This is a genomic window from Geothrix oryzae (genome assembly GCF_030295385.1).
GTDB classification, from domain to species: Bacteria; Acidobacteriota; Holophagae; order Holophagales; family Holophagaceae; genus Geothrix; species Geothrix oryzae.
This window is the reverse complement of sequence record NZ_AP027079.1, coordinates 439,321-454,679: the sequence shown is the minus strand read 5'-3', so window position 1 is coordinate 454,679 and position 15,359 is coordinate 439,321. Positions and strand designations below refer to the sequence as shown.

Annotated in this window: 15 protein-coding genes; 6 read left to right on the top strand and 9 right to left on the bottom strand. The window is 66.4% G+C overall.

Annotation, left to right across the window (positions count from 1 at the left end; all coding sequences use genetic code 11):
* Positions 1–15: 15 nt before the first annotated feature.
* Positions 16–465, bottom strand: a complete 450-nt coding sequence (rplI, locus tag QUD34_RS02000) for a 50S ribosomal protein L9 (RefSeq protein ID WP_286354916.1) — start codon at positions 463–465, stop codon at positions 16–18.
* A 208-nt stretch (positions 466–673) separates the two neighbouring features.
* Here rplI and QUD34_RS01995 point away from each other — a divergent pair, with 208 nt between their 5' ends.
* Complete coding sequence (locus tag QUD34_RS01995; protein ID WP_286354915.1) at positions 674–1,054, top strand: PilZ domain-containing protein; 381 nt, start codon at positions 674–676, stop codon at positions 1,052–1,054.
* Positions 1,055–1,109: 55 nt separating this feature from the next.
* On the opposite strand, the gene QUD34_RS01990 is transcribed toward QUD34_RS01995, so the two are convergent.
* The 3 genes from QUD34_RS01990 to QUD34_RS01980 all read right to left on the bottom strand — a co-directional run bounded on the left by QUD34_RS01990 (position 1,110) and on the right by QUD34_RS01980 (position 4,824).
* A complete protein-coding gene (locus tag QUD34_RS01990; RefSeq protein WP_286354914.1) occupies positions 1,110–2,237 on the bottom strand; it encodes a DegT/DnrJ/EryC1/StrS family aminotransferase in 1,128 nt (375 codons plus the stop codon).
* A 110-nt stretch (positions 2,238–2,347) separates the two neighbouring features.
* On the bottom strand, positions 2,348–3,859 hold the full coding sequence (lysS, locus tag QUD34_RS01985) for a lysine--tRNA ligase (RefSeq protein WP_286354913.1): 1,512 nt from the start codon (positions 3,857–3,859) through the stop codon (positions 2,348–2,350).
* 38 nt (positions 3,860–3,897) lie between these two features.
* Positions 3,898–4,824, bottom strand: a complete 927-nt coding sequence (locus tag QUD34_RS01980) for a DUF3187 family protein (RefSeq protein WP_286354912.1) — start codon at positions 4,822–4,824, stop codon at positions 3,898–3,900.
* Between the two features lie 229 nt (positions 4,825–5,053).
* On the opposite strand from QUD34_RS01980, the gene QUD34_RS01975 reads away from it, so the two are divergent.
* On the top strand, positions 5,054–6,364 hold the full coding sequence (locus QUD34_RS01975) for a citrate (Si)-synthase (RefSeq protein ID WP_286354911.1): 1,311 nt from the start codon (positions 5,054–5,056) through the stop codon (positions 6,362–6,364).
* Between the two features lie 68 nt (positions 6,365–6,432).
* On the opposite strand, the gene pyrG is transcribed toward QUD34_RS01975, so the two are convergent.
* From pyrG to QUD34_RS01960, 3 genes are read right to left on the bottom strand one after another with little or no spacing between them, the layout of a single operon-like run.
* Positions 6,433–8,043 (bottom strand): CTP synthase, encoded by a 1,611-nt coding sequence (pyrG, locus tag QUD34_RS01970; RefSeq protein ID WP_286354910.1) that lies wholly within the window; start codon positions 8,041–8,043, stop codon positions 6,433–6,435.
* An 8-nt stretch (positions 8,044–8,051) separates the two neighbouring features.
* Entirely contained in the window at positions 8,052–9,842 is a 1,791-nt protein-coding gene (gene argS, locus QUD34_RS01965; RefSeq protein ID WP_286354909.1) for an arginine--tRNA ligase, read from the bottom strand.
* A 57-nt stretch (positions 9,843–9,899) separates the two neighbouring features.
* Positions 9,900–10,715 (bottom strand): transketolase, encoded by an 816-nt coding sequence (locus QUD34_RS01960; RefSeq protein ID WP_375380009.1) that lies wholly within the window; start codon positions 10,713–10,715, stop codon positions 9,900–9,902.
* 206 nt (positions 10,716–10,921) lie between these two features.
* Here QUD34_RS01960 and rpsT point away from each other — a divergent pair, with 206 nt between their 5' ends.
* Together rpsT and QUD34_RS01950 are read left to right on the top strand one after the other, a co-directional pair.
* On the top strand, positions 10,922–11,185 hold the full coding sequence (gene rpsT / locus QUD34_RS01955) for a 30S ribosomal protein S20 (protein ID WP_286354907.1): 264 nt from the start codon (positions 10,922–10,924) through the stop codon (positions 11,183–11,185).
* Between the two features lie 183 nt (positions 11,186–11,368).
* The gene (locus QUD34_RS01950) at positions 11,369–11,713 is read left to right on the top strand and encodes a DUF5329 family protein (RefSeq protein ID WP_286354906.1); all 345 of its coding nucleotides are present in this window, start codon (positions 11,369–11,371) and stop codon (positions 11,711–11,713) included.
* A 1-nt stretch (position 11,714) separates the two neighbouring features.
* On the opposite strand, the gene gluQRS is transcribed toward QUD34_RS01950, so the two are convergent.
* Positions 11,715–12,614, bottom strand: a complete 900-nt coding sequence (gene gluQRS, locus QUD34_RS01945; RefSeq protein WP_286354905.1) for a tRNA glutamyl-Q(34) synthetase GluQRS — start codon at positions 12,612–12,614, stop codon at positions 11,715–11,717.
* 17 nt (positions 12,615–12,631) lie between these two features.
* Here gluQRS and QUD34_RS01940 point away from each other — a divergent pair, with 17 nt between their 5' ends.
* Complete coding sequence (locus QUD34_RS01940) at positions 12,632–13,378, top strand: class I SAM-dependent methyltransferase (protein WP_286354904.1); 747 nt, start codon at positions 12,632–12,634, stop codon at positions 13,376–13,378.
* A 12-nt stretch (positions 13,379–13,390) separates the two neighbouring features.
* Here the strand turns inward: QUD34_RS01940 and QUD34_RS01935 are convergent, their stop codons facing one another.
* Positions 13,391–14,383 carry a deoxyhypusine synthase family protein gene (locus tag QUD34_RS01935; RefSeq protein ID WP_286354903.1) on the bottom strand — a complete coding sequence of 331 codons (993 nt, stop codon included), beginning with the start codon at positions 14,381–14,383 and terminating at the stop codon, positions 13,391–13,393.
* Positions 14,384–14,486: 103 nt separating this feature from the next.
* Here QUD34_RS01935 and motA point away from each other — a divergent pair, with 103 nt between their 5' ends.
* Positions 14,487–15,353: a flagellar motor stator protein MotA gene (motA, locus tag QUD34_RS01930; protein WP_286354902.1), complete on the top strand. Its 867-nt coding sequence runs from the start codon at positions 14,487–14,489 to the stop codon at positions 15,351–15,353.
* The last annotated feature ends 6 nt before the right edge of the window (positions 15,354–15,359 follow it).

Sequence of the window (15,359 nt, the reverse complement as noted above, 5' to 3'; positions counted from 1 at the left end):
AGACTTGGAAGGCAGTTACTCCGCGGCGGCCGCGGAGACTTCGAGGCTGACCTTGGCGTGGACGCCGCTGTAGAGGCGGACTTCCACGGTGTAGGTGCCGGCATCCTTGATGTGGGGCACGGTGATGTCGCGGCGATCCAGCGTGAAGCCCTTGCCCTTGAAGAGCTCGGCCACATCGGCATTGGTGACGGAACCGAAGAGATGGCCGTTCTCGCCGGCCTTCTTGGTCACGGCCAGGCTCACGGCCTCGATCTTCTCGGCCAGGCTCTTGGCGTCGGCCAGTTCCTTGGCGCGCAGCTTCTCGGCGCGGACCTTCTCCAGCTCGATCTGGCGCTTGTTGCCCGCGGTGACGGGGAGGGCCATCTTGCGGGGCAGAAGGAAGTTGCGGGCGTAGCCGTCCTTCACATTGACGACATCGCCGCGGACACCGAGGTGGGTCACATTCTCGATGAGGAGGATTTCCATGGGAACTCCAGAGGTAGGTAGGTTTGAGTGCGGCCAGCGCCCAGTGCTCGCGTTGTCCCCTCGTGGGTGAGACGGCGTCCTGCGCCGTCAGGGCCGGATCCTCGGGAATCCGCCCTGTCCCCCGGTGGGTTCAGGCCAAACAGAAAATCCAGTCTATCCTGGGAGCAACCGATACCCAAGCAGGGATTTCCGATCCCACGGAGGCCGGATGAGCAGCCAGGCCGATCGCCGCGATACCCGACGCATCATCATCGGGCCGGAATTTGGCATCTCGTTCTCCCTGAAGGGTCATGCCTACCACGATGTGCGCATCACCAACCTGAGCACCGGCGGCTGCTTCGCCCTGGTGGGGGCACGGGATGCCCGCCTGTTCGACCGCGGGGCCGTGCTGGAGGGCCTGACGCTGCTCCACCCCGAGCTGCCCAAGGCCCCCATCCTGGCCACGGTGTCCTATGTGCTGGGGGGGCGGCCGGGCGCCGATCCCCTGGAGATGGTGGGCATCGGCATCCAGTTCCTGGGCATGGACGAGGCCGCCCAGGAGGCCCTGTGCGCCTGGGTGGACGCGGCCGAGGCCTCCCAGCAGGTCTGAGCCGGAGTCAGGTCTGGGGTGGGGAGGCGAGCGGAGAAGCCTGGGCCGGTCTGGCCTACTTCTTCCCGAAGAACCCGAGGATGGCCGTGGCGACCTCCTCGCGCATGGTCCCGGTCATTTCGGGATAGACGGGCAGGCTGAGCACTTCCTTGGCGGCGCGCTCGGATTCCGGCAGCTGGCCGGCCTTGTAGCCGAGATCCTGAAAGCAGGGCTGCTCGTGGAGGCAGATGGGGTAGTAGATGGCGCTGCCGATGCCCCGTTCCTTCAGGTGGGCCTGCAGGGCATCGCGCCTGCCGCCCTTCACGCGGATGGTGAACTGGTTGTAGATGTGGCGGCCGTCCGGAACCACCTCGAGGGGCAGCACCGCCTCATCGGCGGTCAGTGCCTTCATGCGCTCCAGATACCAGGCGGCGTGCTTCCGGCGGCCCTCGTGCCAGCCGTCGAGCATGGGCAGCTTGGCCCGCAGCACCAGGGCCTGGAACTCGTCCATGCGCCCGTTCATGCCCACCTCGTGGTGCATGTAGACGGGCTCCATGCCATGCACGCGGATGCGGCGGACGCGCGCCGCGAGCGCCGCGTCGTCGCGGATGGCGGTCATGCCGGCATCGCCAAAGGCTCCGAGGTTCTTGGTGGGGTAGAAGCTGTAGGCGGTCATGTCGCCGAACTGGCCCGCGGACTTGCCCCAGCCTTTGGCACCGAGGCTCTGGCAGGCATCCTCGATAACCGGGATGCCGTGCTTCTTCGCCACGGCCATGATGCCGGGCATGTCCGCCAGCTGACCGAAGAGGTGCACGGGCATGATCGCCTTCGTACGGGGCGTGATGGCCGCCTCCACCAGGGGGCCCGTGGCGTTGAAGGTGGCGGGTTCCAAGTCGATGAAGACGGGCTTCGCCCCCAGGCGCGAGACCACGCCCGCCGACGCGAAGAAGGTGAAGCTGGGGACGATCACCTCGTCGCCGTGGCCGATGCCAAGGCCCATGAGGGCGGCCAGCAGGGCGTCCGTGCCGCTGGACATGGCCACGGCGTGGGCGGCGCCGGCGTAGGCGGAGATCTCGGCCTCGAGGCCCTTCACATTCTCGCCGAGGATGAACGACGAGCGGTCGATGAGGCCCGACAGCCCTTCCAGCACCTTGGCCTTCACGGCGGCATTCTGCGGCGCGAGCTCGAGCATCGGGACGGGCATGGGGGCCTCCATTTGCGAATGGCAAGTATGGCAGCGCGTCAAGCCAGATTCAGTCACATCGACTCAACGAGCCTCCAGCGATCAATGGATTCACCACGTGTGGTGGATCTTCATTCTTTCTCTTCGGACTCGGCGGGCTTGGTGGGACGCATGAGCGGGAAGAGGATGACATCCCGGATGCTGGCGCTGTTGGTGAGGAGCATGACCAGGCGGTCGATGCCGATGCCTTCGCCGCCGGTGGGGGGAAGACCGTGCTCCAGGCTGGTGACGAAGTCCTGATCCAGCAGCATGGCCTCGTCGTTGCCCGCCTCCCGCTCGTCCATCTGGGCCTGGAAGCGGCCCATCTGATCGATGGGGTCGTTCAGCTCGGAGTAGGCGTTTGCCAGCTCCATGCCACCGATGAACAGCTCGAAGCGATCCACGAAGCGGTCGTCGCCTTCCAGGGTCTTGGTGAGGGGCGACAGCTCGATGGGGTAGTCGGTGATGAAGGTGGGCTGGATGAGCTGCTTCTCGGCGTGATGCTCGAAGAGGTCGCCCAGCAGGGTACCCACGGTCTTCGTCTCCGCCTCTTCGATGTGCACGGCCCTGGCCAGGGCGCGCACGCTGTCGCCGTCCTCCAGCAGGTGCCGGTCGATGGCCCCGTACTGGGCGATGGCGTCCTTCATGGTGAGGCGCCGGAAGGGGGCGGCGTAGGAGATCATCTCCTCGCCCCAGGGCAGCTGCTGGGAGCCCATGACCTCGCGGGTCACGGTCAGGAACAGGTTCTCCGTCAGGGCCATCATGTCCCGCAGGTCGCTGCCCGCTTCGTACATCTCCATCATGGTGAATTCAGGATTGTGCCGGACGCTGATGCCCTCGTTGCGGAAGCTGCGGTTGATCTCGAAGACCTTCTCGAAGCCGCCCACGATGAGGCGCTTGAGGTACAGCTCCGGCGCGATGCGCAGGTAGAGGTCCATGTCCAGGGCGTTGTGGTGCGTGATGAAGGGCCGGGCCGTGGCGCCGCCCGGAATGGGCTGCATCATGGGGGTCTCGACCTCGAGGTAGCCCTGCTCTTCCATGAACCGCCGCACGGCGCTCACGATCCGCGACCGGGTCTGGAAGGTCTTCAGCACTTCGCCGTTCGAGATGAGATCCAGGTACCGCTGGCGGTAGCGCTGTTCCTTGTCCTGCAGGCCGTGCCACTTCTCGGGCAGGGGCAGCAGGGCCTTGGAGAGGAACTGGATCTCCTTCACCCGCACGCTCAGCTCGCCGGTCTTCGTGCGCATGAGGGGACCGGTGACGCTGATGAAGTCGCCCATGTCCAGGAGCTTGATGACCTCCCAGCTGGTCTCGGACAGGTCGTTCATCCGGAAGAAGCCCTGGATCTTCTCCCCGTTCTCCGTGAGGTGGGCGAACACACTCTTCCCCATTTCGCGGATGGCCAGCACCCGGCCCATGACGGACACCGTGAATTCCAGCCCCTCCAGCTTCTCGTTGGGCCAGGCTTCCGCATCGGCGTAGGCCGCGGCCAGCTGGGCGATGCCGTGGGTGCGCTTCGCCTTCCGCGGCCAGGCCTCGAGGCCCAGGCCCTTCAGCTTCTCGAGCTTCTCAAGGCGCACATCGCGATACTGGTTGGGCTGCATGGGGACTCCGGCACGGAACTTTCTAGTTTAGCGGAGGCTCAGGAATGCCCGAAGCGATAGGCCACGAAGCCCGTCACATCCGGGGCCGTGAAGGTGCCTGCCTCTTCGCTGAACCCGAAGCGCCACTGGGGAAGCCGCGTGTGGCGGAAGGTCCAGTGCTGCTGCCAGCCGGCGCGGTCGAGGCGCGCCAGACCGGTGCGGTAGGGGCTTCCGGCGTAGCCCAGGCTGACCTCGATGCCGATGCCGGAGATCAGGCCCGCCCCCTCGCCCTGCCAGCCCAGGCTCGCCCAGGCCCGGCTGAACGAGGTCTTGTCCATCACCGCCCGCAGGGGGCTGTCCTTCGGCAGGCCCAGGACCACCCGCTCGGCCTGGCCGAAGAGCCGCCAGCGGCCGTAGCGCCGCCACAGGGCCGCGCCCACCAGGCCATCGGTGCCGCCGGTACCGGAGAAATCGGACTGCTTGCCCGTGGGCAGCTGCACCGATGCGCCGAACCGCCCGCCGGCATCGGCGGTGCCGAAGGGCCGGATCCAGGCCACATCCAAGTCCATGAGCGTCAGCCCCGGGCGCGTGAGGTCCCCGATCACGCGGCCATCGCGCTCCAGGTGGTAGACGAGCCGGTTCTTCGGCGCATCCTCCCGGCCGCCCTGGGGCATGTTGAACATCTGGTGCCAGTTCCACATGGCCTGGTCGGCGATGCCCGCGGAGCGCGAGGCCAGGCGGGCCCGGACATTGACCCGCGAGGAACCGGCCTTCATCGCCCAGTCCCCGGTCAGTTGCCATTCCTCGCCGTCCAGGCGCGCGAAGCTGCGGCCATCGGCGCTGCGTTCCAGATCCGGGCGCAGCATCTGGCTGGTGGCCTCCAGGGCCAGCTCGCTGGTACCTTCAGGCAGCGGCTCGGGAAAACCCTCAAACCAGGCCACGCGGTTGGGGCGGGGAGTCTCCTGGGCCATGAGCCCGCCGGCCATCATTGCAACTCCCAACACCCATAGATTGACGCAGGTCACGGCACCTCCCATTGTTCCCGTCCATACTCTCTTTCAGCATCTCGCATCATGCGCGGGTCTTTCCAGCTCGATTAATTCCACGATGGTCATCAAATAATGACGACCCATCGGTAGACGATGCCCGTATGATGATCCAACCCCGCTCCTTCATAGTCCCATCCCTCAACGCCCCTCTTCTCTGGAGCCAGCCATGACACGCCTGAAATCCCTCCTCCTGGAGAAGATCCAGGAACACCGTCCCCGCATCCAGAAGCTCACCAAGGAATTCGCCGATGTGGTCATCGACCAGGTCACGATCAGCCAGACCATCGGCGGCGCCCGCGACATCCACTCGCTGGTGACCGACATCTCGTATCTGGATCCCCAGGAGGGCATCCGGTTCCGCGGCAAGAACATCCCCGAGACCTTCGCCGCCCTGCCCAAGGCTGCTGGCGGCGAATACCCCACGGTGGAAGCCTTCTGGTTCTTCCTCCTCACGGGCGACATCCCCACCCAAGCCGAGACCGACGAAGTCCTCGCCGACTTCCAGTCCCGCGCCAAGGTGCCCCCCTATGTCTTTGAAGTCCTCCGGGCCATGCCCAAGGACAGCCACCCGATGGCCATGCTGTCCACGGCCGTGCTGGCCATGCAGAAGGACAGCATCTTCGCCTCGAAGTACCACGAGACGAAGAAGAACGACTACTGGGACACGATGTACGAGGACGCCAGCAACCTCGTCGCCCGCCTGCCCGAGATCGCGGCCTTCATCTACCGCCTGAAGTACAAGAACGGCGACATCATCGCGCCGAAGCCGGGCCTGGACATGGGCGCCAACTTCGCCCACATGATGGGCATCGCCAAGCCCTACGACGATGTGGCCCGCATGTACTTCATCCTCCACAGCGACCATGAGAGCGGCAATGTTAGCGCCCACGCCACCCACCTGGTGGCCTCCGCGCTGTCCGACGCCTTCTACAGCTTCAGCGCCGGCCTGAACGGTCTGGCGGGCCCCCTGCACGGCCTGGCCAACCAGGAAGTGCTGGACTGGATCATGGGCTTCCAGAAGAAGCTCAACGGCGCCGAGCCCACCGAGGAGAATGTGAAGCAGGCCCTCTGGGACACGCTGAACTCCGGCCATGTCATTCCCGGCTACGGCCACGCCGTGCTGCGCCGAACCGATCCCCGCTACACCGCGCAGATGGAGTTCTGCCTCAAGCACCTGCCCAATGACCCCCTCTTCAAGCTCGTCAACACCATCTACAAGGTGGCTCCCGGCGTGCTCACCGAGCAGGGCAAGACCAAGAACCCCTGGCCCAATGTCGATGCGCAGAGCGGCGTGATCCAGTGGTACTACGGCCTGAAGGAATACGATTTCTATACCGTGCTCTTCGGCGTGGGCCGCGCCCTGGGCGTGCTGGCCAACATCACCTGGGACCGCGCCCTGGGCTACCCCCTGGAGCGCCCCAAATCCGTCACCACCGCCATGCTCGAAGAGTGGGCGGCCAAGGGAGGCCGGAAGTAGGGCCAGTCTTCAGTCTTCAGAAAAACGGCGGGCCATCCGGCCCGCCGTTTTTTGGCTTGATGGACTGATCAGCCGCGGGCCTGGGCGCTGGCTTTGACGAAGGCCGTGAACAGGGGATGCGGATTCAGGGGGCGGCTCTTGAACTCCGGGTGGAACTGGCAGGCCAGGAAGTAGGGGTGGTCCTTCAGCTCCACGATCTCCACGAAGACGCCGTCGGGACTCATGCCCGTGAACACCAGGCCCTTGTCCTCCAGGGCCTTCTTGTACTCGTGGTTGAACTCGTAGCGGTGGCGATGGCGCTCGCTGATCTCCGTGGCCCCGTAGGCCGTGGCGGCCTGGCTCTCCGGCGCAAGGCGGCAGGGATAGGCGCCCAGGCGCATGGTGCCGCCCAGTTCCTCCACATCCACCAGCTCCCGGAGCTTGAAGATGATCTTGTGCTTCGGCGCATCGTCGAACTCGGTGGAGTCGGCGCCATCCAGGCCCGCCACATTCCGGGCGAACTCCACGGAAGCCATCTGCATCCCCAGGCAGATGCCGAAGAAGGGGATGCGGTGCTCGCGGGCGTACTGGATCGACTTGATCATGCCGCGCGTGCCGCGGACGCCGAAGCCGCCGGGCACCAGGATGCCCTGGCAGTCCTGGAGGAAGGTCGCCGGATCCTGGTTCTCCAGTTCCTCCGCCTCGATCCACTTGAGGTCCACATGGGTCTCAAGGCCGTAGCCGGCATGATGCAGGGCCTCGATGAGGCTCTTGTAGCTCTCCTTGAACTCCACATACTTGCCCACCACGCCGATGCGCACGCTGCCCTTGGGATTGCGGATGCGGCGGAGCAGGCTCTGCCAGGCGCTCAGATCGGGTTCCTTCTCCCCGAGCCCGAGGAGGGCCGCGGCCTTGGCGTCCAGCCCTTCGAGGTGCAGGTTCAGCGGCACTTCGTAGATGGAGTGGGCGTCCCGGCAGCTGAACACCGCGTCCGGCGTGACGGAGCAGAACAGGGCGATCTTGTCCTTCAGGTCGCGGGGAATGTCCTGTTCGGCGCGGCAGAGCAGGACATCGGGCTGGATGCCCAGGGCCCGCAGCTCCTTCACGCTGTGCTGGGTGGGCTTCGACTTCAGCTCGCCCGCCGCCTTGATGTAGGGCACGAAGGTGAGGTGCATGTTGATGGCGTTGGCCTTCATCTGGGAATCCAGGCCGGCCTCGAGCTTGAACTGGCGGATGGCCTCGAGGAAGGGCTGGCTCTCGATGTCGCCCACGGTGCCGCCGATCTCCACGATCACCACATCCATGTCCTTGGCGACCTTCTTCATCACGGCCTTGATCTCGTCCGTGATGTGGGGGATCACCTGCACGGTCTTGCCCAGGTAGTCGCCGCGGCGTTCCTTCTGGATCACCGTGTTGTAGATGCGGCCCGTGGTGATGGTGTGGTTCTGCGTGGTGGGCACCGAGGTGAACCGCTCGTAGTGGCCCAGGTCCAGGTCGGTCTCGGCGCCGTCGTCCGTGACGAAGACCTCGCCGTGCTGGAAGGGCGACATGGTGCCCGGGTCCACATTGAGGTAGGGGTCCATCTTCATGAGCGTGACCTTCAGCCCTCGGGCCTCCAGCAGCGCCCCCAGACTGGCCGCGGCGATCCCCTTGCCCAGAGAGCTCAGCACGCCGCCCGTTACGAACACATACTTGGTCATGGAATCTCCTACATCTCGTCGGGGGCCTGGATGCCCATGAGGAAGAGCCCCTGGCGGAGGGCGCGGGCGGTGGCGACGCACAGGGCGAGCCGGGCCTCGCGGACCTCGGGGGCGTTTTCCGGGGCCAGGATGGGGCAATTGGTATAGAAGCCGCTGAAGGAGCGCGCCACGGCCACCAGCTGACGCGCGAGCGGCGTGGCCATGCAGCCGTCCGCCACTGCGGCCACGGCCCCCGGCAGGCCCGCCAGCTCGAAGAGCAGGGATTGGGCTTCGGGTGCATCCAGGCCGCTGAGCGGGCTGGGAAGCTGCGCGTCCGGGTAGGAAAGGAAGGGGCCATGCGCCGAGTGGACCTGTGCCTTCATCGCCCAATCGCCGCCGGCCTTGCGCAGGACGCTGAGGATGCGGGCATGGGCGTACTGCACATAAGGCCCGGTGTCGCCGTCCAGCGCGATGACGCGGTCCCAGGTGAAGGTGATGGGCTTCACGCGGTCGTTCATGGCATCGAAGAACACCACGGCGCCCATACCGAGCATCTCGGACACCTCCGCCTTGTCCTTCAGGTCGGGGTTCTTCTCCTCGATGATCGCGGCCACGCGCTCGCGGGCCTCGTCGAGCACATCTTCCAGGAAGATGACATTGCCCTTGCGGGTGCTCATCTTGCCCTCGGGCAGCTTGATCATGCCGAAGGGCGTGTGGAGCATCCGGCCCTTGAACCAGGGATCCAGCTTGTCGAGCACGGCGAAGATCTGCTGGAAGTGGAGCACCTGATCCGTGCCCACCACATAGAGGCAGCGGTCGAAACCGTAGGCCTCCTTGCGGTAGAGGGCGGCGGCCAGGTCGCGGGTGGCGTAGATGCTCGTGCCGTCCCCCTTCTGGACCAGGCAGGGCGTGGTGATGCCCACATCCTCCAGGTTGATGATGCGAGCCCCCTTGTCGCCCTCCACCAGCAGGCCAGCCTCCATGAGGCGCTTCATCGTGGGCTCGAGCTGGTCCTCGTAGAAGGCCTCGCCCTGCTCCAGGGTGTCGAAGCGCACGCCCAGCCGGTCGTAGATGCGCTGGAACTCCTTTAGGGATATCTCGCGGAACCAGCTCCACAGCCGTCGGGCTTCGGCATCCCCGGCCTCCAGGCGCTTGAACCAGGCCCGCGCCTCGTCGCGCATGGCCGGGTCGTTCTCTTCCTCCGCATGGAAGCGGACATACAGCTGGAAGAGCCGGAACAGGGGCGTGCGGCGCCTCTCCGGGGCCGGCTCGGCCCAGTCGAAGTCCGCTTCCAGCGCGGCGTTCCCCTCCTGGGCCCAGCGGGTGTAGGCAGCCAGCAGCGTGCCGAACTGCGTGCCCCAGTCGCCCAGGTGGTTGAGGCGGATCACCTCGTAGCCCAGGAACTGATGGGTCTGGGCGAGGGCATGGCCGATCATGGTGGAGCGCAGATGGCCGATGGTGAAGAGTTTGGCGATGTTCGGCGAGCTGTACTCGACGATCACCTTCTTGCCGTGGGGGGGCCGCGAACCAAAAGGCCGGTTCGCGGGAGGGGTGAGGATGGCGCCCAGCACCGTCTGAGCGCGCACGCCGGGGGCCAGCTTGAGGTTGAGGTACGGGCCCGCGGCCACCAGTGAGGCGCCCTCGATGGCGATGGAGGCAGCCAGTTCCTGCGACAGCTGCACGGGGTTCTTCCCCAGCTGCTTGGCGGCGCGGAAGCAGGGAAAGGCCAGGTCGCCCAGCTCGCCGGACTTCGGCCGTTCCAGCGTGATGTCCACGCCGGGCAGGGCCGCCCCCAGCTGCTGTTCAAAAGTGCGTCGCAAAGCGTCCATCCTGGTCAGTCCTCTTGTTTTCGGTCTTCAGTCTTCAGAGATCGGGGGTCAGTCGGCGAGTTCGGCCAGGGCCTTCTCGTAGTCGTCCTGCTTGGGGGCCACGCCGTGCCAGCCGGCCTGGTTCTCCATGAAGCTCACGCCCTTACCCTTCACGGTGCGGGCGCAGATCATCGCTGGCTGACCCTTCACCGTGCGCGCCCAGGCCAGAGCCTCCAGGATCTGCGTGAAATCGTGCCCGTCGATCTCCTTCACGGCCCACCCGAACGCGCGCCACTTGTCGGGCACCGGGTTGATGTTCATGACCTTCTTCACATCACCGTCGATCTGCAGGCCGTTGAGGTCGTGGAAGACGCACAGGTTGTCCAGCTTGTGGTGGGGCGCCGACATGGCCGCCTCCCAGATCACGCCCTCCTGGCTCTCGCCATCCCCCACCACGCAGTAGACGCGCCGGTCGGACTTCTGGACCTTCAGGCCGATGGCGATGCCCACGGCCTGGGGGAGGCCCTGGCCCAGGCTGCCGGTGGTGACCTCCACACCCGGGGTGTAGTGGTTCTCGGCGTGGCCCTGGAGCTTCGTGGGGTACTGCCGGAAGGTCTCCAGCCAGGCCTTGGGGAAGAAGCCCTGGTCGGCGAGGATGGCGTACTGGGCGGGGCAGGCGTGGCCCTTGGAGAGCACGAAGCGGTCCCGGGCCGGGTTGGCCGGATCCCCTGGAAACACGGTCATCTCGTGGTAGTAAAGCGCGACGCCGATGTCGATCCAGCTCAGGCTCCCGCCCGGATGGCCGCTCTGGGCCCGGTAGACCTGCAGCAGCACATCCCGCCGCAAGGCTTTCGCCTTCGCCGCCAGATCCACGACGGACTCCAGTTTCTGCTGCGACATGACCCCATCCTTCCCGGGAGGCCATTCGCCTCCGATTAGGATGCCGTGGGGAGGGCCACTTCGGAAGGGGCAATGTCCCCCTGGGGCCGGCCTTTTGCCCTTGACCTAAGGGCCGTTTGCGATAGGATGGTCTTTCGCGCTTCCCCAAGCCCCTGCGAGGGGGACTGCCCCGGAAGCTGGAGATCCGACCCATGGCCAATCACAAGTCCGCCGCCAAGAAGGCCCGCCGCGATGCCGAGGCCCGCCTCCGCAACCGCAGCAACCGTTCCACGCTGAAGACCGCCGTCAAGAAGTTCCTGGCCGTCGTGGCCGAGGGCAACAAGACCGAAGCGGCCAAGCAGCTGCCCCTGACCCAGGGTCTGGTGGACAAGGCCTGCCGCAAGGGCGTCATGCACAAGAACGCCGCCGACCGGACCAAGTCCCGCCTGGCCGCCAAGGTGAACAACCTGGCTTAACAAACCAACCATGTTGGACAAAGGACCCGCAGAGCCGGGTCCTTTTGTTTTGCCGGTCTCGCGCATTCCCGCAGGGGATGCCGAGAAGGTGAACAACCTGGCTTAACAAACCAACCGTGTTGGACAAAGGACCCGCAGAGCCGGGTCCTTCGTGTTTATCGGCTTCCCTGGGATGCTGGGGGCATGCTCCTCCTCCCCGCCCTCGTGGTGGCGCCCGCCCCCACTGCCCCCCCTGCCATCGAGACCCAGACGATCGAGGCCCTGATCCAGGCCGTGGCGAACCTGGAGGGCGCGGTCTTCATCCGCAACGGGACCGAGCACACCCCAAAGGCCGCGGCCGAGCACCTGCGCCTGAAGTGGAGAAACGCCGGCAGCCGGGTGAAGACGGCCCCGGAGTTCATCCGGTACTGCGCCAGCGGGAGCTCCGTGAGCGGGAAGCCCTATGAGATGAGGCTCAAGGACGGTCGCACGGTACTCGCCCGGGACTGGCTCTGGACCGAGCTGAAGCGGATGGAGGCAGCCCGGTAGGTCAGGTCCAGGCTCCGGGCACCCGGATCTCGCCCGCCGGCACGCGGGCCCAGTCGAAGCCCTGGACGAGATCCTCGGCGCGACAGGCCTCGGGCTGGTCCAGGCAGCCCAGGCTCCAGCCGAGCCAGCCCAGCATCTCCTCGGGGGAGATCCCCCGCGCCCCAAGCGCCCCGACGCCCAGCGCTCCGGCCCGCTTGCCCAGACGGCTCCCGTCCGGGGCCATCACCAAGCCGAGGTGGGCGTAGGCCGGACGAGGAAGGCCCAGGGCCTCCTGCAGCCGGATCTGGGTGGCCGTCACCGATCTCAGGTCGGCCCCTCGCACGACCTCGGTCACCCCCTGGGCACCATCATCCACCACCACCGCCAGGTGGTAGGCGAAGCAGCCGTCCCTCCGGAACAGCAGTGGGTCGCCCGTGAGGGCCGCGGGGTCGTCCACCTGGGGCCCGGTCAGCCGATCCTCCCAGGCCACGGGCCCTTCGGGCAGCCGCACCCTCAGGGCGCGGTCGAACCCCTCCCAGCTCCGGCCCCGGCAGCGGCCCGGATAGGGGCGCAGGCCATCCTCCGAGTGCGGCGCCGAGGCCAGCAACTGCAGGTCCTTCCGCGTGCAGGCGCAGGGATACAGGCTCCCGGCCCCGTGCAGCCTCTCCAGGGCCTCGCGGTAAACGGCGCTGCGATCCGATTGCCAGGCCACGGGTTCATCGGAAGTCAGGCCCAGGGCCGCCAGGTCCCTCAGCTGCGCCTCGCCCAGATCGCGGCGGCAGCGGGGACCGTCCACATCCTCCATGCGGAGGAGCCACCGCCCCCCCGTCGCACGCGCCGAGAGCCAGGAGGCCAGCGCCGTGCGCAGGTTCCCCAGGTGGAGGACGCCGGTGGGCGAGGGGGCGAAGCGGCCAAGGAGCATCGGTCTAGGATAAGGGGATGTCCATCCGCTCCTGGCCTCCGGTTCTCCGGGCCCTGCTGGCCCAGGCCCTGGGCTTCGCGGTGCTGGTGACGCTGGTGCGGCTGGGGCTGCGGTTCCCGCCCCTGATCTGGGTGCTGCTGCAGGCGGTGCTGGCGGTCTTCCTCTCCCGGTGGCTGGCGCTCCCCCCCCGTTGGATCCTCATGCAGGCCATCCTGCCCTTCCTCGTCCGGGCGCTGTGGGGAGTGGCCATCCCGGCCTGGATCTACTTGGCGCTCTTCCTCGTCCTGGCCCTGGTCTTCGGGGGGGGATTGCTCAGCCGCGTGCCCCTCTACCACGCCAGCCAGGATGCCTGGGAGAAGCTGGAAAGCCTGGTGCCGGATCGGCCGGGCCTGTGCTTCGCGGACCTGGGCTGTGGCTTCGGCGGCCCGGTCGCGCACCTCGCCCGGCTGCGACCCGAGGCGACCTTCCTCGGCGTGGAGGCGTCGCCCTTCACCTGGCTCGTGGCCTGGCTGCGCTGCCTGCCCCGCCGGAATGCCCGCATCCGCCTGGGCAGCCTCTGGCGCACGGACCTCGCCACCATCGATGTGGCCTACGCCTTCCTCTCCCCGGTCCCCATGCCCGCCCTCTGGGCCAAGGTACGCCGCGAGATGCGGCCCGGTGGCCGCTTCATCAGCCACAGCTTCGAGGTGCCCGGCGAAACGCCCCATCGCGTGGTCCCCGTGAAGGGGCGCGATGGGGCGCGTTTATTGGTTTGGGATCTCTGAAAGAGAGTGGATTTACCAGCCGAGCAGGTAGGCGAAGATCAGCGGGGCCACGATGGTGGCGTCGCTTTCCACGATGAACTTCGGCGTGTCCACGCCCAGCTTGCCCCAGGTGATCTTCTCGTTGGGCACGGCGCCCGAATACGAGCCGTAGCTGGTGGTCGAGTCGCTGATCTGGCAGAAGTAGCCCCAGAGCGGGACTTCGGTCAGTTCCAGGTCCTGGTGGAGCATGGGCACCACGCAGATGGGGAAGTCGCCGGCGATGCCGCCGCCGATCTGGAACATGCCCAGGGTCGAGGTCTTCGTGACCTCCTGGTAGTGCTTGGCCAGCCAGGTCATGTACTCGATGCCGGTGCGCACAGTGTGGACATTCTTCACTTCGCCGCGGATGACGGCGGCGGCGTACATGTTGCCCAGCGTGCTGTCCTCCCAGCCCGGCACCACGATGGGGACATTCTTCTCGAGGGCCGCCAGCATCCAGGAGTGCTTGGGATCGACCTGGTACGAGGGCTTCAGCACGCCGGACTTCAGCACCTGCTGGAAGAACTCGTGGGGGAAATAGCGCTCGCCGGCCTGGTCGGCCCTGGTCCACACATCCAGCATGGCCTTCTCCATGCGGCGCATGGCCTCCATCTCGGGGATGCAGGTGTCGGTCACGCGGTTCATGTGGCGGCCCAGGAGGTCCGCCTCGTCCTGAGGCGTGAGGTCGCGGTAGTGGGGCACGCGCTCATAGAAGTCGTGGGCCACCAGGTTGAAGATGTCCTCTTCCAGGTTGGCGCCCGTGCAGACGATGAGGTGCACCTTGTCCTGGCGGATCATCTCGGCGAAGGAGAGACCCAGCTCGGCGGTGCTCATGGCCCCCGCCAAGGTGACCATCATCTTGCCGCCCTGCTCCAGATAGACCCGGTAGCCCTCGGCGGCGTCGACCAGGGCCGCGGCATTGAAGTGCCGGAAATGGTGCTTCACATAGCTGCCGACAGGGCCGAGCATGGGGGTGGAAGGGCTCATAAATCCTCCGAATCCTTTCATTGTGCCAGTGCAATGGCCCGGCACCGAGTCCAGAATTCAGTCCAGGCCCCTGCGGGCCGATGAAAGAGGCAGGAGCTGCAGCATGTTCTTCATCATCGGCTTGGTGGTGGTCTTCGCCTCGATCATCGCGGGATTCCTGCTGGAGGGCGGGAGCATCCCCACGCTCCTGCATCCGCTGCCCGCTGAAGGAATCATGATCTTCGGCGCGGCCGTGGGCGCCTTCCTCGCTTCCAACCCCCCCCACCTCATCAAGCGGGTGGTGGGCGATATCTCCAAGCCCCTGAAGGGCAGCCCCTACACCAAGGCCGTGTACATGGAAGTCCTCATGATGCAGTACGAGGTCTATGTGAACATCAAGAAGGGCGGGCTGCTGGCCCTGGAGCAGGATGTCAACGACCCCCACAATTCAGCCATCTTCAAGAAGTACCCCGCCTTCACCCATAACCATCACGCCCTCGATTTCTTCTGCGATTCCATGAAGCTGCTCATCAACGGCAGCGCCAAGATGGACGAGATCGACCTCGTGATGGACGCGGACCTCGATGTCCACCACGCGGAAAACGCGGCGCCGGGCGCGGCGGTGGGCACCATGGCCGACGCCTTCCCCGCCTTCGGCATCGTGGCTTGCGTCATGGGCATCGTCATCACCATGGGCTTCCTGGATCAGCCCCCCAATGTCATCGGCAGCAAGGTGGGCGCCGCTCTCGTGGGCACCTTCCTCGGCATCCTGCTCGCCTACGGCGTGTTCCAGCCCCTGTCCAAGAACATCGATGCGGTCAATACCGCCGAGTCCTTCTACTTCAACTGCATGCGGGCCGGCCTCACCAGCTTCGGCAACGGCGCGGCCCCCGTCACCGCGGTGGAGTTCGCCCGCCGGAACATCCCTTCCACCGAACGCCCGGGTTCGGGCGAGCTGGAGGAAGTGGTCCGGCAGATCAAACCGAGGTAGCGCCCT

Excerpts from the sequence above, each read along its gene's own strand:
- pyrG (WP_286354910.1), bottom strand. The coding sequence starts at position 8,043 with ATGACCAAGTATGTGTTCGTAACGGGCGGCGTGCTGAGCTCTCTGGGC.
- QUD34_RS01940 (WP_286354904.1), top strand. The coding sequence starts at position 12,632 with ATGTCCATCCGCTCCTGGCCTCCGGTTCTCCGGGCCCTGCTGGCCCAG.
- QUD34_RS01950 (WP_286354906.1), top strand. The coding sequence starts at position 11,369 with ATGCTCCTCCTCCCCGCCCTCGTGGTGGCGCCCGCCCCCACTGCCCCC.
- gluQRS (WP_286354905.1), bottom strand. The coding sequence starts at position 12,614 with ATGCTCCTTGGCCGCTTCGCCCCCTCGCCCACCGGCGTCCTCCACCTG.
- QUD34_RS01935 (WP_286354903.1), bottom strand. The coding sequence starts at position 14,383 with ATGAGCCCTTCCACCCCCATGCTCGGCCCTGTCGGCAGCTATGTGAAG.
- QUD34_RS01995 (WP_286354915.1), top strand. The coding sequence starts at position 674 with ATGAGCAGCCAGGCCGATCGCCGCGATACCCGACGCATCATCATCGGG.
- QUD34_RS01975 (WP_286354911.1), top strand. The coding sequence starts at position 5,054 with ATGACACGCCTGAAATCCCTCCTCCTGGAGAAGATCCAGGAACACCGT.
- QUD34_RS01990 (WP_286354914.1), bottom strand. The coding sequence starts at position 2,237 with ATGCCCGTCCCGATGCTCGAGCTCGCGCCGCAGAATGCCGCCGTGAAG.
- rpsT (WP_286354907.1), top strand. The coding sequence starts at position 10,922 with ATGGCCAATCACAAGTCCGCCGCCAAGAAGGCCCGCCGCGATGCCGAG.
- rplI (WP_286354916.1), bottom strand. The coding sequence starts at position 465 with ATGGAAATCCTCCTCATCGAGAATGTGACCCACCTCGGTGTCCGCGGC.
- motA (WP_286354902.1), top strand. The coding sequence starts at position 14,487 with ATGTTCTTCATCATCGGCTTGGTGGTGGTCTTCGCCTCGATCATCGCG.
- QUD34_RS01980 (WP_286354912.1), bottom strand. The coding sequence starts at position 4,824 with ATGGCCGGCGGGCTCATGGCCCAGGAGACTCCCCGCCCCAACCGCGTG.
- lysS (WP_286354913.1), bottom strand. The coding sequence starts at position 3,859 with ATGCAGCCCAACCAGTATCGCGATGTGCGCCTTGAGAAGCTCGAGAAG.